Source organism: Saccharothrix texasensis (assembly GCF_003752005.1).
GTDB classification, from domain to species: Bacteria; Actinomycetota; Actinomycetes; order Mycobacteriales; family Pseudonocardiaceae; genus Actinosynnema; species Actinosynnema texasense.
On record NZ_RJKM01000001.1, the window covers coordinates 1,033,728 to 1,053,080 of the forward strand.

A 19,353-nucleotide genomic window follows, 5' to 3' on the forward strand; every position below is an offset into this window, starting at 1 on the left:
TCAGTCCTCCTCCAGCACCACGGGCAGCGACTTGTGCCCGTTGGTGAAGAACGAGCCCAACGGTTCCAGGTCCGCCGGCGGCACGGCGAGCCGAAGGTTCGGGAACCGCTCGAACAGCGCCCGCAACGCGACCGTGGCCTCCATCCGCGCCAGCGGGGAGCCGAGGCAGAAGTGCACGCCGTGGCCGAACGACAGGTGGTCGCGCCGGGACGGGCGGGTGATGTCGAACGCCTCGGCGTTCTCGCCGTGGCGCGCCGGGTCGCGGCCGGCCGCGCCGAACGACACCAGGATCGCGTCGCCCTTGGCGATCGGCACGCCGTCGACCTCCACGTCCCGCACCGCGTAGCGCAGCGGCAGGTTCGGCACCGGCGCCTGCCAGCGCAGCGTCTCGTCCACCACGTCGTCCCACGTGCTCGTCCCCGCCGTGACGAGATCGAGCTGCGCCGGGTGCGCGGCCAGCGCGTGCACCGCGCTGTCGAGCAGGTTGACCGTGGTCTCGAAGCCGGCGCTGATGGTCAGCAGCAACGTGTCCAGCAGCTCCTGCTCGCCGAGCCGGCTGCCGTCCTCCTCCTGGGCGGCGATCAGGTCGGTGGTCATGTCGTCGCCGGGGTTGGCTCGTTTCTCCGTCACGAGGCCCTTGAGCAGCATGTACAGCTCGGCGGACGCGTCCTGCACGCCGTCGGGGTCGGCGTCGAGGCTGAACACCGCCTCCACGAGCCGGCGCAGGTCGGCGCCGGTGCGCGCGGACAGCCCGAACAGGCCGCCGATCACCCGGATGGGCAGCTGGAAGGCGAACTCCGCGCGCAGGTCGACCACCTCGCCGCGCGGCACGGCGGCCAGCCGGTCGATCAGGTCGGCGGTGATCTCCTCGACGCGCGGGCGCATGGCGTCGATGCGGCGCGCGGTGAACGCCTTGGCCACCAGCTTGCGCAGCCGGGCGTGGTCCTCGCCGTAGGCGGTGAACATGTTCTTCATCGCCACCCACATGATCAGCGGCCAGTCGGGCGGGATCTCGCCGTTGCGCCAGGCGGGCCAGTGCCGGTTGGCGTCCTTGGAGACGTCCGGGTCCAGCAGCACGGCCTTGACGGCTTCGTGGCCGGTCACCGCCCACGCGCCGATGCCGCCGGGCAGCTCGACGGGCGTGGTGTGGCCGCGTTCGCGCAGGGCGGCGGCCTCGCCGAAGATGTCGCTGCCGGAGGGGTCGATGGTGTACCGCTCGACCGGGGGGATCTCGACGGACTCCGTCACGAACGTGGCGCCGCGCTTGGGCGGCTCGGTGACCTCCAGCAGCGCGGCGGTGAACCGGGAGCCCATGCCGAGCCCGATCACCATGATCGTGTCGCCGGGCTCCAGGCCGCCGTCGTTGAGCAGGTGGTCGACGCCGAGCAGCTGGTCGCACGGTCCGACGTGGCCGAGTTCGCGCAGGAACGGCCAGGTGGTGCGGTCCAGGTCGATGCCGAGCGGTTCGAGCACGACCACCTGGAGCTGGGCCAGCCCGAGCCCGGTGACGACGAACCGGGTGATGTCGGCGATCGCGACGCCCGCTTCCTTGGCGGCCTGCTCGACCGCGTTGACCAGCGCCTCGCTCATCAGGGTGAGGTAGGGCGCGAGGCCGGTGACCTCGATGGGCGTGCGGTTGCGGTGGCCGAGCGGGTCGGGGATGGACGGGGTGGCGAGCACTTCCATCTGGGTGGCGGAGCTGTTGGCGGTGGCGACCAGGCGCGCCCGGCCGCCGTCGCGGGTGAGCACGGCCGCCGCGGCGCCGTCGGCCAGGAAGATGCCGACGGTGGGCTGCCAGCGCTCCCAGCGGGGCGGCAGGAACCGGGCGGTCGCGGTGACCAGGGTGGCGGTGGCGGACCGGTCGGCCACTAGGTGGGCGGCGGCGGCCTGGAGCGCGGCCGAGCCGCCGTTGCTGGTCGCCTCCACCTCGTAGACCAGGGCGTGGCCGAGGCCGAGGACGCGCTGGAGGTGGCACGAGGACGCCATGTGGTCCTGGTGGTCCATCTGCGCGTAGGCGGCCATCGAGATGTCGGCGCCGGTCAGCCCGGACTGGCGCAGCGCGCCGATCGCCGCCCGCACCGCCATGGCGTGCTCGGTCAGGTCGTCGGACTGGGTGAACGAGGTGAAGTCGGACAGCGCGAGCAGCCGCCGCATGGTGTCGGTGTCCGGCACGGCGTCCGTCGCCCGCGTGCGCGGCGGCAGGTGGTGCCCGGTGCCGCCGATGAACACGTCATCCCAGATCATGGACGTCCCTTTCCCTGAGTTCGGACAACCCGGCGCCGTACCCGCGGAAGTCCGTGAGCCAGCTGCTGATCGCCAGCGCGGTGGAGGCGGAGTGCTGTTCCAGCACGGAGAAGTGGTCGCCGGCGACCACGACCGACTCCTGCCCGGACGGTGGGCGCTCGTGCGCGGTGCCGACGTGCAGCACCGGCGCGCGGGTCGGGCCCGGTTCCCACTGCCCGGCCAGGTCGAGGTAGCGGCCCATCGCGACCAGCCGGTCGTCGTCGACGGGGTGGACCTGGTGCTCGGGGTCGAGCACGCCGTCGAGCACCGCGCGCGGGTCGTCGGCGGGCGTGATCAGCACCAGCGCGGCCGGCGCCACCCCCCTGGCTTCGAGGCGGGCGACGACGGCGCGGGCCAGCCACGCCCCGACCGACCGGCCGACCAGCGCGAACTCGCCGACACCCGCTTCGGCGACGGCGTCCGCCACCGCGTCCACCAGTGCTTCGGCGGTGGCGGGCAGCGGGCCGCCGGCGAAACCGGGCAGCGGCACGGCGGTCACGTCCCGCATCGCCTCCAACGCGGCGGCGAACCGGGCGTACTCCTCCACGCCGGTGAACGCCAGCGCGGACGGCAGGCAGATCAGCGCGGGCGGCACGAACCCGGTGGTGAGCTTGACCGGCGTGGCGTCGAGCCGGTCGGCGAGCGGGGCGAGCCGGGCCGCGGTGGCCAGCAGTTCGACGCCGTCGCGCGCCCGGTCGACGTCGATCGCCTTGCGCAGCAGCGCTTCCAGCGGTCCGACGTCCCGGTTGGCGGTGCCGCGCAGCTGCCCGTAGAGGTGGTTGGCCAGCTGGGCGGGGGTCGGGAAGTCGAAGACGGCGGTCGCGGCCAGGTTCAGGCCGGTGGCCGCGTTGAGCCGGTTGCGCAGCTCGATCGCGGTCAGCGAGTCGACGCCGTGGTCGCGGAACGCCTGCTGCGGGTCGGCGGTGAGCCGCGTGGTGTGGCCCAGGACGGCCGCGCTGTGCGTGTTGATCACGTCCAGCAGCAGGGCGCGCTGCTCGGGCTCGGCCAGGGCGGCGAGCCGGCCGAGCAGGTCGGCCGGGGTGACCGCGGGCGCCTTCGGCTGCCGTGACCGCGCCTGGTCGCGCAGCAACGCCGTCTTCGCCGTGGCCGGGTCGAGGTGGGCGGGCACCAGCACCGGTTCGCCGGCCGCCAGGCCGATGTCGAGCAGCGCGAGCGCCCGGTCCGTCGACAGCGCGAGCAGGCCCGCGCGGCTCAGGCGGAGCCGGTCGGCTTCGCCGAGGTGGCCGGTGATGCCGCTCTCCTGCGCCCAGTAGCCCCAGGCCAGCGACACGGCGGGCAGGCCGAGGGCGTGCCGGTGGCGGGCCAGCGCGTCGAGGAACGAGTTGGCCGCCGCGTAGTTGGCCTGGCCGGGGCTGCCCAGCACGCCCGCCGCGGACGAGAACAGCACGAACGCGTCCAGGTCGTGGGTCAGCTCGTGCAGGTGCCAGGCCGCGTCGACCTTGGGCCGCAGCACGGCGTCCACCTGCTCGGGGGTGAGGGAGTCGACCACGGCGTCGTCCACGATCCCGGCGGTGTGCACGACGACGCGCAGGTCGTCGATCGTGGCGAGGAGCCCGGCGACGGCGTCCCGGTCGGCCACGTCGCACGCGGCCGCGGTGACGGTCGCGCCGAGGCCGGCCAGCTCGGCTCGCAGCTGCGCCGCGCCGGGGGTGGCGGAACCGCGTCGTCCGGCCAGGACCACGTGCCGCACGCCGTGGTCGGTGACGAGGTGACGTGCGGTCAGACCTCCGAGGACGCCGAACCCGCCGGTGATCAGCGCGGTGCCGCGCAGCGGGCGTGGCGCGGCTTCCTTGGCGGACCTGGTGAGCCTGGGCGCGAGCACTTCGCCGTCGCGGAGCCGCAGTTGCGGTTCCGCCTGGGCGAACGCGGAGCGCACGGCGGCCGGGAGCGCCCGGCGGGACGCCTCGGCGTCGTCGTGGTCGACCAGCAGGAACCGGCCGGGGTGCTCGGTCTGCGCGCTGCGCACCAGCCCTCGGGCCGCCGCGTGGGCCAGGTCGTCGGCACGGGTGACGATCACCAGGCGGGTGTCGTCGGCGAGGGCTCGTCGCACGTCGTGCAGCACCTGCCGGGTGAGGGCGTGGGTCTGCTCGACCGGGTCTCCCCCGGTGGTCGCGAGTTCGAGGAACTCCACCGGCACGTCCGGCGCGTCGGCGCCCGGCAGCGGCGTCCAGTCGAGGGTGAACAGCGAGTTGGGGTGGCGGGCGACGGCGAGACCGCCCAGCTCGACGGGACGCAGCACGAGGGAGTCGACGGTGGCCACCGGGGTGCCGGCGGTGTCGGTGACGCGCACCGAGTAGGTGTCCGGCGCGGTGGGCGACAGCACGACCCGCAGGGTGGCGGCCGTGCCGGTGATCGACGCGCCCGCGAACGAGAACGGCAGCCGGGCCAGGCCCTGGCCGGGGCCGTCGACCTCGGCGGTGATGCCGGTGAGCAGGGTGAGCGGCTGGATCGCCGCGTCCAGCAGCGCCGGGTGGATGCCGTAGCCGGTCAGCTGCGCGTGGTCGGCGGGGAACGCGACCTCGGCGTGCAGGTCGTCGCCGTGCCGCCAGATGGCGCGCAGTCCTTGGAACGTGGGCCCGTAGTCGTAGCCCGCGGCGGCGAGCGTGTCGTAGAGGGTGGTGATGTCGACCGGGGTCGCGTCGGCCGGTGGCCACGTGGCGGGCCCGGCCGGCGGGGTGGCCGGTTCGGGGCGCAGGACACCGGTCGCGTGACGCGTCCAGTCGTCCGGCTCGGCGGTGGTGCGCGAGTGCAGGGTGACGGGTCGCCGTCCGGCGTCGTCCGGCGCGCCGACGGTGACCTGGACGTGCACGGTGTCGTGCAGCGGCAACGGGGCTTCGAGCACGAGTTCGGCCAGCACCGGGCAGCCGACGTGGCCGCCTGCCTGCAACGCCAGTTCCACGAACCCGGTGGCGGGCAGCAGGGCCGTGTCGAGGACGGTGTGCTCGGCCAACCACGGGTGCGCGGACCGGGCGAGCACGCCGGTCAGCACCACGCCCTGGCCGTCGGGCAGGGTCACCGACGCCCGCAGCAGCGGGTGGTCCAGCGCGTCGAGGCCCGCGCCGGCCACGTCCGCCGGCACGCTCGGCACCAACCAGAAGCGCTCCCGCTGGAACGGGTAGGCGGGCAGGTCGCGGTGGACGCGGGGTACCGGCGGACGCCAGTCCGCGCCCTGCTCCCACAGCCGGCCGAGGGCCGCGAGGAGCCGTTGGGGCGAGTCGTCCTCCCGACGCATCACACCGATCGGCACCAGAGTCGGATGAGGACCGATCTCCAGGAACGACGTCACACCACGGGCACGCAACCACTCCATACCATCCTCGAACCGCACCGCCCCACGCGCCTGACGCACCCAATAACCCGCGTCGAAAACCGCGCCTGCGGAAAGCTCCCCGCCCAGGGGATCCCCGATCTCAACGCTACCCGACAAGTCCGGCACCACCGTCGACACGATCGGGATCTGGGGATGACCGAACGACAACCCCTCCACCACCCGCGCGAACTCCCCCAACATCGGCTCCATCCGCGCCGAGTGGAACGCGTGGCTCACCGCCAGCCGCCGGGTTTCCCGTCCCCGTTCCCGCCACAGTTCGGCGAGCCGCAGCACCGCGTCCTCGTCACCGGAGATCACCACGGACTCGGGCCCGTTGACGGCCGCGATCTCGACTCCGGCGGTGAGGTCGATCTCCGCTTCGGCCGCCCGGATCGACACCATCGCCCCACCCGGCGGCAGCTCCTGCATCAACCGGCCACGCGCCGACACCAGCACGCACGCGTCATCCAGGCTCAGCACACCGGAAACGTGCGCGGCGGCGATCTCACCCACCGAATGCCCGATCAGATAATCAGGCCGCACACCCAACCACTCCACCAACCGGAACAACGCAACCTCCACCGCGAACAACGCCGGCTGCGTGAACCGGGTCTGATCGACATCCACCTCCCCCAACGACAAGCCAAGCCGATCACACACCTCCGCCAAGGTCTCCGCGAACACCGGGTACGCCTCGGCCAACCGCCCACCCATACCGCGCCACTGCGAACCCTGACCCGAGAACACGAACGCGGTCTTCCCCGCGCGGGCCGCCGCGATCGGGGCGTCGGCCAAGGCGTCGAGGTCGGCCGGGAGCGTGGTCGGGTCGGTGAACGCGGCGCGGTAGGGGAACCGCGTCCGCGCCGCCAGGACCGGACCCACCGCCGGGTCGCCGGCGTGGTCGCGCAGCCGTCGTGCCTGCGCACGCAGCGCCTCCGGCGACTTCGCCGACAACAACCACGGCACCGGGTCGGCCACCTCGACCGGCTCGGCCGGAGGCGCCTGTTCGAGGATCAGGTGGGCGTTGGTGCCGCTGATCCCAAAGGCGGAGACGCCGGCCCGGCGCGGGCGGTCGGTCCCCGGCCACGGCCGGGTCTCGGTGAGCAGCCGGATCTCGCCGCGCTCCCACTCCACGTGCGGGGTCGGTTCGTCCACGTGCAGCGTCCGCGGCAACTGCCCGTGCCGCATGGCCATGATCATCTTGATCACGCCCGCGACGCCCGCGGCGGCCTGGGTGTGGCCGATGTTCGACTTCACCGACCCCAACCACAACGGCTCCGCACGATCCTGGCCGTAAGTGGCCAACAACGCCTGAGCCTCGATCGGATCACCCAACGTCGTACCGGTGCCGTGCGCCTCCACCGCGTCCACATCGGACGGCTCCAGCCCCGCGCTCGCCAACGCCTGCCGGATCACCCGCTCCTGCGACGGACCGTTCGGCGCGGTCAACCCGTTCGACGCGCCGTCCTGGTTCACCGCCGAACCCGCCAGCACCGCCAACACCTGATGACCGTTGCGGCGGGCGTCCGACAACCGCTCCAACAGCACCAGACCCGCGCCCTCACCCCAGCTCGTGCCGTCGGCCGAGGACGAGAAGGACTTCGAGCGGCCGTCGGCGGACAGGCCGTGCTGCCGGGAGAACTCCACGAAGCTCGCGGGTGTGGCCATGACCGTCACACCGCCGGCCAGCGCCAGTTCGCACTCACCGGACCGCAGCGCCTGGGCCGCGAGGTGCATCGCCACCAGCGACGACGAGCACGCCGTGTCGATCGACAACGCCGGGCCTTCCAGCCCGAGCAGGTACGACACCCGCCCGGACGTCACGCTCGGGGCGGTGCCGGTGGCCAGGTAACCCTCGACGTCCCGGGAGACCTGGTCCACACCGCCCGCGTACCCGGACGCCCAGCTACCCGTGAACACGCCGGTCCGGCTGCCCGACAACGAGGTCGGGTCGATCCCGGCGTGCTCGAACGCCTCCCACGCCGTCTCCAGCACCAACCGCTGCTGCGGGTCCATCGCCACCGCCTCACGCGGCGAGATCCCGAAGAACGCCGCGTCGAACCCACCCACGTCCGCCAGGAACCCGCCGGACCTGGTGTAGCTGGTGCCGGGCCCGCCGTCCGGGTCGAACAGCCTCGCCACGTCCCAGCCGCGGTCCTCGGGGAAGTCGCTGATCGCGTCCACGCCCTCGGACACGAGCCGCCACAGGTCCGCCGCCGACCCGACACCGCCCGGGTACCGGCACGCCATGCCGACCACCACCACCGGGTCGTCGGTGACGGCCGCGGCGACCGGCGCGACGACCGGCCGGGCCGCGCCGAGCAGCACTTCCCGCAGGTGGTCGGCCAGTTTCCCGGGGGTGGGGTGGTCGAACGTCATGGTTGCCGACAACCGGACGCCCACCGCGGCGGCCAGCCGGTTGCGCAGCTCCACCGCGGTCAACGAGTCGAACCCGAGGTCCTTGAACGCCCGGTCGGCGTCGACGCCGTCCGTGCGCCCCAGCACGGCCGCGCTGTGCGTGGTGATCAGCTCCACCAGCGCCGCGCGCTGCTCGGCTTCGGGCAACGCGCCGAGGTCCCGGGCCACCCCCGAGGTCCGGGTGGGCCGACGACGGGTCAGCGCGCGCGTCACCGGCCGGTCGCCCAGCGCCGACACCCGGAGCCCGGCCGCCACCAGGGTCGGCGCGGGCGCGGTGAGGGCCGCGTCGAACAGGGCCAGGCCGTGCTCGGTGGACAGCGGCACGACGCCGGATCGCGCCAGGCGCTGTCGGTCGGCGTCGGTCAACTGCCCGGTCAGGCCGCTGGTCTGCTCCCACTGCCCCCACGCCACCGACACCGCGGCCAGGCCCTGCCCGCGGCGGTGCTCGGCCAGGGCGTCCAGGTAGGCGTTGGCGGCGGCGTAGTTGCCCTGGCCGGCGCTGCCGAGCACGCCGGCGGCCGACGAGAACAGCAAGAACGCGCTGAGGTCCAGGTGTCGGGTCAGCTCGTGCAGGTGCCGGGCCGCATCGGCCTTGCCCGCACGCACCCCGGCGAGCCGTTCGGGGGTCAGCGACTCGATCACGCCGTCGTCCAGCGCCCCCGCCGCGTGCACCACAGCGGTCAGGTCGGGGATCTCGGCCAGCAGCGCGGCCACCGCCTCCCGGTCGCCCACGTCGCAGGCGGTCACGGTGACGTCCGCGCCGTCGATGGCGACCGAAGGGCCACCGGACCGGCTTGCCAGCACGAGCTTCCGCACGCCGTGCGCGGTGACGAGGTGGCGGGCCACCAGCAGGCCGAGCGTGCCGGTGCCGCCGGTGACGAGCACCGTGCCGTCCGGGTCGAGCGGCGCCGGGACGGTCAGCACAATCTTGCCGACGTGCCCGGCCTGGCTCATGTGCCGGAACGCCTCCCGAGCCCGCCGGAGGTCCCACGCGGTGATCGGCGGCACCTCCAGCTCGTCCGCCACGAGCAGCCGCACGACCTCCGCCAGCACCTCGCCGAGCCGTTCGGGGCCTGCGTCGGCCAGGTCGAACGCCCGGTAGCCGGGCACGTCGCGGACGTCGGCCTTGCCCATGTCGACGAACCGTCCGCCGTCTGCCAGCAGTCGCAGCGACGCGTCGGTGAACTCGCCGGTCAACGAGTTGAGCACCACGTCCACCTGCGGGAAGCGCTGCTCGAACTCCAGCGTCCGCGACGACGCGATGTGGTCGTCGTCCAGCCCCAACCCGCGCAACACATCCCACTTGCCGGGGCTCGCGGTGGCGAACACCTCCGCGCCCGAGCGGCGGGCGAGCTGGATCGCCGCCATGCCCACACCGCCCGCGCCGGCGTGGATCAGCACCCGGTCGCCCTCGCCGAGCCGACCGAGGTCGACCAGGCCGTACCAGGCGGTCAGGAACGCCACCGGGACGGCGGCGGCCCGGCTGAACGTCCAGTCGGCGGGCATCGGGGCGAGCACCCGGTGGTCGGCGACCGCGCTCGGCCCGAACGCGCCGGGCAGCAGGCCGAGCACCCGGTCACCGACCCGCAGCCCCGTGACGGCCGAGCCGACCTCGGTCACCACGCCCGCGCCTTCGCTGCCGAGCGTCGCCGCGGCCGGGTAGACGCCCAGCGCGATCAGCACGTCGCGGAAGTTCATCCCCGCCGCCCGCACCCCGACCCGCACCTCGTGCGGCCGCAACGGGACGTCGGGGGCCTCGGTGAACACCAGGTCGTCGAGGTTGCCGGTGCCCGGCTCCACCAGCGAGCCCGTGACGGGCGCGTGCGCGGCGGCCCGGACGAGCCGGGGCACGCGGACCACGCCGCGGCGGACGGCGAGCTGGTCCTCGTCGTCGAGGACGACCGGCGGCGAGTCGTCGGTGTCCACGAGGACGAAGCGGCCGGGGTGTTCGGCCTGCGCGGCGCGGACCAGGCCCCAGACGGCCGCGCCGTCCAGGTCGTCCACGTGGTCGCCGGACGTCGCCGCCACCACGTTGCGGGTGTGCACGACCAACCGCCCGTCGCCGTCCTCGGCGAGGAAGGCCTGGAGCAGTGCCAGCGCGTCCTCGGCCGAAGCCGGCGCCACGACGCGGTCCGGGGTGGCCGCGTCGCCGTCCCGGCGGACCCAGTCCAGCCCGAACAGGGCGTCGTCGGCCTGACGCGCCATCGGGCGGGTGGTGACCGAGCCGATCGTGACGACGGGCGCGCCGGTGTCGTCGGCGAGCGCGACGGTGTAGCCGGTGGTCGCCGTGCCCGACAGCCTGACCCGGGCGGTCGACGCGCCGGCGCGGTAGACGGTGATCCCGGTGAGGGAGAACGGCAACCGCACCTCGCCGGTCGCGTCGGCGAGCAGCGCCAGCGGTTGCAGGGCCGCGTCGAGCAGGGCGGGGTGCGTGCCGTACCGGGCGGCGTCGTCCACCGACACCTCGGCGAACACCTCGCCGTCCGCGCGCCACACCGCGCGCACGCCCTGGAACGCCGGACCGTGCTCGTACCCCGCGCCCGCCAGCGCGTCGTAGAGGTCTCGCACGTCGACGGGCCGCGCGCCGGCCGGTGGCCAGCTCGACGGGAACACCGGCGCGGTGACCGGTTCCGGCACGAGGACGCCGGTGGCGTGCCGCACCCAGTCGTCCTGCCCCTGGGAACGCACCTCCACCGGGTGGCGGCCCGTGTCGTCCGCGACGCCCACGACGACCTGCACCCGAACGGCGCCGTCGAGCACCAGGGGCGATTCGAGGACGAGCTCCTCGACCGCCGCGCAGCCGACCACGACCGCCGCGTGCGCGACGAGTTCCACGAACGCCGTCGCGGGCAGCAGCACGGTCCCCAGCACCGCGTGGTCGGCCAGCCACGGGTGCGTGGCCGTGGACAGCGTGCCGGTCAGCACCACGGCCCGGTCGCCGGGCAGCTCGACGGACGCGCCGAGCAGCGGGTGGTCGACCGGGTCGAGGCCCGCCCCGGAGACGTCGCCGGAGCCGCGCGGCGCCAGCCAGAAGCGCTCCCGCTGGAACGGGTACGTCGGCAGGCCGACCGCGGGCGACGGCGCACCCCAGTCGACGTCCAGCCCGAGCACGAACAGCCGTGCCGCGGCGGCCAGGAAGTCCTCACGTCCGCCCTGGTCGCGGCGCAACGTGCCGCTCGTCGTGGCGTCCTGCTCCTCCAGCGCGGGCACCAGCACCGGGTGCGGGCTGATCTCCACGAACACGGGGGACCCCTCGGCCAGCAACGCGCGGGCGGCCTGCTCGAACAGCACCGGCGCGCGCAGGTTCCGGTACCAGTAGGCGGCGTCGAGCCCGGCGGTGTCGATCACCTCGCCGGTCACCGTGGAGTGGAACGGGATGCGCGCGGACGACGGAGTGATGTCCGCGAGGTCGGTCAGCAGCCGGTCGCGGATGGCCTCGACCTGGGCGGAGTGGGCGGCGTAGTCCACGGGCAGGCGGCGGGCGCGGACCTCGTCGGAGGCCGCGAGGAGTTCCTCCAGCGCGTCCGTGTCACCGGACACGACCACCGAGCCGGGCGCGTTGACCACCGCGACGGTCAGCCGCTCACCCCACCGGGCCAGGTGGGTGGCGGCCCGGTCGGCGGACAGGCCGAGCGACACCATCCCGCCCCGGCCCGAGATCGCGACCAGGGCCTTGCTCCGCAGCGCGACCACGCGGGCGGCGTCCTCCAGCGACAACGCGCCCGCGACGTGCGCGGCGGCGATCTCGCCCTGCGAGTGGCCGACCACCACGTCCGGCTCGACGCCGACGGACTGCCACAGCCGAGCCAGCGCCACCATCACCGCGAACAGCGCGGGCTGCACCACGTCGACCCGGTCCAGCGCGCCACCGTCCAACACCTCGACCAACGACCAGTCGACGTGCGGGGCCAACGCCCGCTCGCACGCGTCGACCGCGTCCCGGAACACCGGCTCCGACGCGTACAGGTCGCGGCCCATGCCGATCCACTGCGCGCCCTGGCCCGGGAACACGAACACCGTCCGGTCCGGCGAGCCCGCCACCCCGGACACCACGTCCGGCCCGATGACCGCCGTCCGGTGCGGGAACCTCGTCCGACCGGCCAGCGCGCGGCCGACGCGCACGTCCGGGTTCCGGGCGGCGAACTCCCGGACCCGCCGGACCTGCTCCCGCAGCGCGGGTTCGCTCTTCGCCGACACCAACCAGGGCAGGTCGACGTCGGCGGTCGGCTCGGCCGGGTCCGGCGCCTGCTCCAGCACGACGTGCGCGTTGGTCCCGCTGATGCCGAACGACGACACGGCGGCGCGCCGGGGACGCCCGGTCTCCGGCCACGCGACCGGTTCGGTGAGCAGCCGGATGTCCCCGGCCGTCCAGTCCACGTGCGGCGTCGGCTCGTCCACGTGCAACGTGCGCGGCAACCGCCCGTGCCGCAACGCCATCACCATCTTGATCACACCCGCGACACCCGCAGCCGCCTGCGTGTGGCCGATGTTCGACTTCACCGAACCCAACCACAACGGCTCCGCACGATCCGCCCCGTACGTCGCCAACAACGCCTGCGCCTCGATCGGGTCACCCAACGTGGTGCCGGTCCCGTGCGCCTCGACCGCGTCCACATCGGACGGTTCCAGCCCGGCGTTCGCCAGGGCTTGGCGGATCACCCGCTCCTGCGACGGGCCGTTCGGCGCGGTCAACCCGTTGGACGCGCCGTCCTGGTTCACCGCCGTGCCGGCCAGCACCGCCAACACCTGGTGACCGTTGCGGCGGGCGTCCGACAGGCGCTCCAGCAGCACCAGACCCGCGCCCTCGCCCCAGCTCGTGCCGTCGGCGGCGGCGGAGAACGGCTTGCACCGACCGTCGACCGAGAGCCCGCGCTGCCGGGAGAACTCCGTGAAGCCGACCGGCGTCGCGATCACCGTGACCCCGCCCGCCAACGCCAGGTCGCACTCACCGGTGCGCAGCGCCTGCGCGGCCAGGTGCATCGCCACCAGCGACGACGAGCACGCCGTGTCCAGGGAGACCGCGACACCTTCCAGCCCCAGCAGGTAGGCGATCCGGCCGGACACCACGCTGGTCGCCGCGCCGGTGCCGAGGTAGCCCTCCACGTCCGAGGGCGCGCCCGCGCCATACCCGGAGGCCCAGATGCCGGTGAACACCCCGGTCCGGCTGCCGTGCAACGAGGTCGGGTCGATCCCGCCGTGCTCGAACGCCTCCCAGGCCGTCTCCAGCAGCACGCGCTGCTGCGGGTCCATCGCCAACGCCTCGCGCGGCGAGATGCCGAAGAAGTCCGCGTCGAACCCGGCCACGTCGGCCAGGAAGCCACCGGACCGGGTGTAGCTGGTCCCCGCGTGGTCGGGGTCCGGGTGGTAGAGCCGGGCCAGGTCCCAGCCGCGGTCGTCGGGGAAGTCCGAGATGGCGTCCACCCCGTCGGACACCAGCCGCCACAGGTCGTCCGGCGACCCGACACCACCCGGCAGCCGACAACCCATGCCGACGATCACGATCGGGTCGTCGTCCACCGCGCGCACGACCGGTGCGGCGACCTCGCGGCGCGTGCCGACGATCTCGCCGCGCAGGTAGTCGGCCAGGCGTGCGGGGGTGGGGTGGTCGAACGTCACCGTGGCGGGCAGCCGCAGGCCGGTGGCCGTGCCGAGGCGGTTGCGCAGCTCCACGGCGGTCAGCGAGTCGAACCCGAGGTCCTTGAACGGCTGCCGCGTGTCGATGGCGTCCGGTGAGGCGTGCCCGAGCACGGTGGCGGTGTTGGCCGTGACGACGTCGAGCACGGCGGCCGCCTGCTCGGCGACCGGCAGCGACCGCAGCCGGTCGGCCAGGGCACCGCGGTGGACCGGCCGCTTGACCGGTTTGCGGCCCACCAGCCCGCGCAGGGCCGAGGGCGGCACGGGCGTGCGGGCCAGGGCCGGCAGGTTCAGCGCGACGGGCGCGACGGCGGCCCGGTCGGCGGCCAGCGCGGCGTCGAACAGGGCCAGCGCGTGCTCGGTGGCCAGCGGCACGACGCCGGCGCGGGTCAGGCGCTGCCGGTCGGCGTCGGAGAGGTGCCCGGTCATGCCGCTGGCCTCGGCCCAGTACCCCCACGCCAGCGAGACGGCGGGCAGGCCGAGGGCACGCCGGTGCACGGCCAGGGCGTCGAGGAACGCGTTCGCGGCGGCGTAGTTGGCCTGGCCGGGGCTGCCCAGCACGCCGGCGGCGGAGGAGAACAGCACGAACGCGGCCAGGTCGAGGTGCCGGGTGAGCTCGTGCAGGTGCCAGGCCGCCCGCGCCTTGGGCGCGAACACGGAGGCCACCTGGTCCGGTGTCAGCTCGGTGACCACGGCGTCGTCGAGCACACCGGCGGCGTGCACCACGGCGGTCAGGTCCGGGATCGAGGCCACCAGGTCCGCGACCTGGTCGCGGTCCGAGACGTCACACGCGACCACCCGCACGTCGGCGTCGAGCCGCGGCGCTTCCCCGCCGCCGCGACCGACCAGCACCAGCCGCCGCACGCCGTGCTGCGCGACCAGGTGTGCGGCGATCGCCCGGCCGAGCGTGCCCAGGCCGCCGGTGACCAGCACCGTGCCGTCGAGGACGGCGGGCAGGGCGAGCACGATCTTGCCGATGTGCTGGGCCTGGCTCATGTGCCGGAACACGTCCACCGCGTCGCGCACGCCCCGGACGTCGATCGGCAGCGGCGCCAGGACGCCGTCGGCGAAGTGCCGCAGCACCTCGGCCAGGACGTCCCCGAGCCGCTGGGGGCCGGCGTCGGCGATCTCGAACGCCGTGTAGTCCACGCCGGTGTCCGCGCGGATGTCGGTCTTGCCCATCTCCACGAACCGGCCGCCGGGCGCGAGCAGGCGCAACGACGCGTCGGTGAACTCGTCGGCCAACGAGTTCAGCACCACGTCCACCCGCGGGAACCGCTGCTCGAACTCCAGCGTCCGCGACGACGCGATGTGGTCGTCGTCCAACCCCAGACCGCGCAACACGTCCCACTTGCCTGGGCTCGCGGTGGCGAACACCTCCGCGCCCAGGTGCCGCGCGAGCTGGATGGCCGCCATGCCGACGCCGCCCGTGCCGGCGTGGACGAGCACGCGGTCGCCGGGTCCGGTGCGGCCCAGGTCCACCAGGCCGTACCAGGCGGTCAGGAACACCACCGGCACGGAGGCCGCCCGCGCGAACGACCAGTCGTCCGGCATCGGGGCGAGCACCCGGTGGTCGGCGACCGCGATCGGCCCGAACGCGCCCGGCACCAGGCCGAACACCCGGTCACCCGGCCGGAACCGGTCGACGTCCGGCCCGACGTCGAGCACCACGCCCGCGCCCTCGCCGCCCATCAACGCCTCGCCGGGGTAGACGTCCAGCGCGATGAGCACGTCGCGGAAGTTCAGCCCGGCGGCCCGCAGGGCGAGCCGGACCTGGCCCGACGCCAACGGTCCGGTCAGCTCCGGCCTCGGCACGAGCGCCAGGTCGTCGATGCTGCCGGTGCCGACGTCCTCCAGCCGCCACGGGCCGTCCGGCGGGGTGAGCGCGCGGTCCACCCGCACGAGCCGGGGCGCGAGCAGGGCTCCTCGGCGCACCGCCAGCTCCGACTCGTCGGCCAGCGCGCCGTCCCACGAGTCGTCCGCGTCGACCAGCGCGAACCGGCCGGGGTGCTCGGCCTGCGCCGCCCGCACCAGGCCCCACACGGTCGCGTGGGCCAGGTCGACCGCGTCACCGGGCACGGCGGCGACCGCGTTGCGCGTGACGATCACCAGCCGGTCCTGGTGGTCCTGGATCGCGGCCAGGGCCTCCTGGGCTGCCGCCAGGGCCGCGTCGGGCGTGTCGCCGAGGTGGTCGGACACGTAGTGGCGGCTCTCGGCGGTGTCGTGCCCGGTCACCGGTGACCACTTGAGCTGGAACAGGTCGTCCGGGGCGTCGGCGAAGGCCCGGACCGACAACGACGCCACGGACGCGACCGCGGTGCCGTCCGGGTCGGCGAGCGTGACCGAGTAGGTGTCGGGGCCGCCGGACAGCCGGACGCGCAGCACGGTCGCGTCGGTGGGGCGCAGCACGACCCCGGAGAACGCGAACGGCAGCTTGGCCGGTCCGTCCGGGTTCAGCAGGGCGATCGGGTGCAGGGCCGCGTCGAGCAGCGCCGGGTGCAGGACGAAGTGCTCCTCGGCGAGCACCTCGACCTCGGCGTGCACCTCGTCGCCCACCCGCCACGCCGCCGTGACGCCTTGGAACGCCGGGCCGTAGTCGTAGCCGAGGGCCGCGAACGCGTCGTAGAGGTGGGTGACGTCGAGCGGTTCACCGTCCGGTGGCGGCCACGGGGTCGTCCACGTCGGTTCCGGGGCGTCGCCGAGGGTGCCGGTGGCGTGGCGGACCCAGTCGTCCGCGTGGGAGTGGACGGTGACGTGGCGGACGCCGGAGTCGTCCGGCGGGCCGACGACGACTTGGAGCCGGACCGCGTCCTGGTCGAGGACGAGCGGCGTTTCCAGCACCAGCTCCCGCACGGCGGGCACCCCGACCTTCGCCGCGGCGTGCGCGGCGAGCTCCAGGAACGCCGTGCCGGGCAGCAGCGCGGAGCCGCGCACGGCGTGGTCGGCCAGCCACGGGTGGGTGGACAGCGACACCTTGCCGGTGAGCGCCGCGCCGCCGTCGGGCAGGTCCACCACCGTGGTCAGCAGCGGGTGGTCGCCGGTCTCGGCGGTGGTCGGCCGCAGCCAGAACCGCTGCCGCTGGAACGGGTAGGCGGGCAGGGGCGCGGGGGTGACGCCGGCCGGGAACAGCCAGTCGACCTCGACGCCCCGCACGTGCAGGCGGGCCAGCGCGGCGCGGAACTCGTGCGGCTGGTCGCGGCGCAGCGTCCCGGTGACCAGGACGTCGCGCCCGTCGGCCGTCTCCTCGATCGCCGAGGTGACCACCGGGTGCGGGCTGACCTCGACGAACACGCCGTGGCCGTGGTCGAGCAGCGCGCGCGTGGCGTGGTCGAACCGGACCGGCTCGCGCAGGTTGCGGTACCAGTAGTCGGCGTCCAGGTCGGTCGCCGGCGCGCCGGTGACCGTCGAGTACAGCGGGACGTCGCCGGGTCGCGGGGTGATGCCGGCCAGGTCGTGCCGCAGCCGGTCGCGGATGGCCTCGACCTCGACCGAGTGGGCGGCGTAGTCGACCGGGAGCGCGCGGGCCCGGACGTCGTCGCGGGCGCAGGCGGCCAGCAGGTCGGTCAGGTCGCGGGTGTTGCCGGAGACGACGACGGCGCCGGGGGCGTTGACCACGGCGACGGTGAGCCGGCCCGCCCACCGCTCCAGGTAGGCGGCGGCGCGGTCCGGGGACAGCCCCACGGACACCATGCCGCCCTGCCCGGCCAGCGACACCAAAGCCCTGGCGCGCAGGGCGACGATCTTCGCGGCGTCCTCCAGCGAGAGGGTGCCCGCGACGTGCGCGGCGGCGATCTCGCCCTGGGAGTGGCCGACGACCGCGTCCGGGACCACGCCGTGGGCGCGCCAGAGCCCGGCCAGCGCCACCATCATGGCGAACAGGGCGGGCTGGACCACGTCCACGCGGTCGAGCCCGCCGGCCCGCAGGACGTCGACGAGCGACCAGTCGACGTGCGGCGCGAGGGCTTCGGCGCAGGCGTCGACGTGGGCGCGGAACACGGCGGACGTCTCGTACAGCTCGCGTCCCATGCCGGACCACTGCGCGCCCTGGCCGGGGAAGACGAACACGGTCCTGCCCGGGACGCCCGCCTCGCCGGTGACCAGACCGGGTGCGCTGCCGCCGGCGGCCAGCGCGTCCAGCCCCGCGCGGTCCAGGACGACGGCGCGGTGCTCGAAGCGGGTGCGGTCCGCCAGGGCCCGGGCCACGTTGGCGGCGGGGGCGTCGACCGCTTTGAGGCGTTCGGCCTGGGCGGCCAGGGCTCGCGCGGTGCGCGCGGACAGCAGCCACGGCAGGTCCTCGTCCACTGTGGACTCGGGTTCGGCCGGCACGTGCTCGAGGATGACGTGGGCGTTGGTGCCGCTGATGCCGAACGACGACACGGCGGCGCGACGCGGGCGGTCGGTCGCCGGCCACGGCGTCGGCTCGGTGAGGAGGGAGACGTTGCCCGCCGTCCAGTCGACGTGGTCGGTGGGCCGGTCGACGTGGAGCGTGCGCGGGAGGGAGCCGTGCCGCATCGCCATGATCATCTTGATCACGCCCGCGATGCCGGCCGCGGCCTGCGTGTGGCCGATGTTCGACTTGATCGAGCCGAGGCGCAGCGGTTCCGCGCGGTCCTGGCCGTAGGTGGCCAGCAGGGCTTGCGCCTCGATCGGGTCGCCGAGCGTGGTGCCGGTGCCGTGCGCCTCGACGGCGTCCACGTCCGACGGTTCCAGCAGGGCGCTCGCCAGGGCCTGCCGGATGACGCGTTCCTGCGACGGGCCGTTCGGCGCGGCCAGGCCGTTGGACGCGCCGTCCTGGTTCACCGCGCTGCCGCGCACCACGGCGAGCACGCGGTGGCCGTTGCGGCGCGCGTCGGACAGGCGTTCCAGCAGCACCAGGCCGGCGCCCTCGGCCCAGCTGGTGCCGTCGGCGGCGTCGGCGAACGACTTGATCCGCCCGTCGGGCGCGAGGCCGCGTTGCCGGGCGAACTCCACGAACCCGGCCGGTGTCGCCATCACCGTGACGCCGCCGGCCAGCGCCATCGTGCACTCGCCCGCGCGCAGCGCCTGCGCGGCCAGGTGGATCGCGACCAGCGACGACGAGCAGGCCGTGTCGACCGACACCGCCGCGCCCTCCAGGCCGAGCAGGTAGGACACGCGGCCGGAGGTGGTGCTGGTGGCGATGCCGGTGGCGAGGAAGCCCTCCAGGTCCGGCGGCGGTTGGGCGGCGTAGCCCGAGGACCACACGCCGGTGAACACGGCGGTCCGGCTACCGCGCAACGAGGTCGGGTCGATGCCCGCGTGGTCGAACGTCTCCCAGGCCGTCTCCAGCAGCACGCGCTGCTGCGGGTCCATCGCCAACGCCTCGCGCGGCGAGATCCCGAAGAAGGCGGCGTCGAACCCGGCGCCGTCGGCTAGGAAGCCGCCCGAACGCGCGTAGGTCGCGCCGGGCGCGTCCGGGTCGGGGTCGTAGGGGACGTCCCAGCCCCGGTCGGCGGGGAAGTCGCCGATCGCGTCGACCCCGTCGGCGACCAGCCGCCACAGGTCGTCCGGCGACTCGACGCCGCCCGGGTAGCGGCAGCCGATGCCGATGACGGCGATCGGCTCGCGGGCGGCTTCCTCGACCTCGGCCAGGCGCTTGCCCATCACCCGCAGGTCGGCCGTGGCGCGCTTGAGGTAACTGCGGAGCTTGTCTTCGTCAGCCATGAACA

Annotated in this window: 2 protein-coding genes; both read right to left on the reverse strand. The window is 74.6% G+C overall.

Annotated features, from left to right (window positions below; translation table 11 throughout):
- The gene (locus EDD40_RS44595) at nt 1-2,244 is read right to left on the reverse strand and encodes a cytochrome P450 (protein ID WP_170184937.1); all 2,244 of its coding nucleotides are present in this window, start codon (nt 2,242-2,244) and stop codon (nt 1-3) included.
- Nucleotides 2,231-19,348: a type I polyketide synthase gene (locus tag EDD40_RS43195; protein ID WP_246037395.1), complete on the reverse strand. Its 17,118-nt coding sequence runs from the start codon at nt 19,346-19,348 to the stop codon at nt 2,231-2,233. Before EDD40_RS43195 ends, EDD40_RS44595 begins: the two co-directional genes overlap by 14 nt.
- Nucleotides 19,349-19,353 lie beyond the last annotated feature (5 nt).

What these genes read in the sequence shown, in the direction of transcription:
- EDD40_RS44595 (WP_170184937.1), bottom strand. Translation starts at nt 2,244, where the DNA reads ATGATCTGGGATGACGTGTTCATCGGCGGCACCGGGCACCACCTGCCG.
- EDD40_RS43195 (WP_246037395.1), bottom strand. Translation starts at nt 19,348, where the DNA reads ATGGCTGACGAAGACAAGCTCCGCAGTTACCTCAAGCGCGCCACGGCC.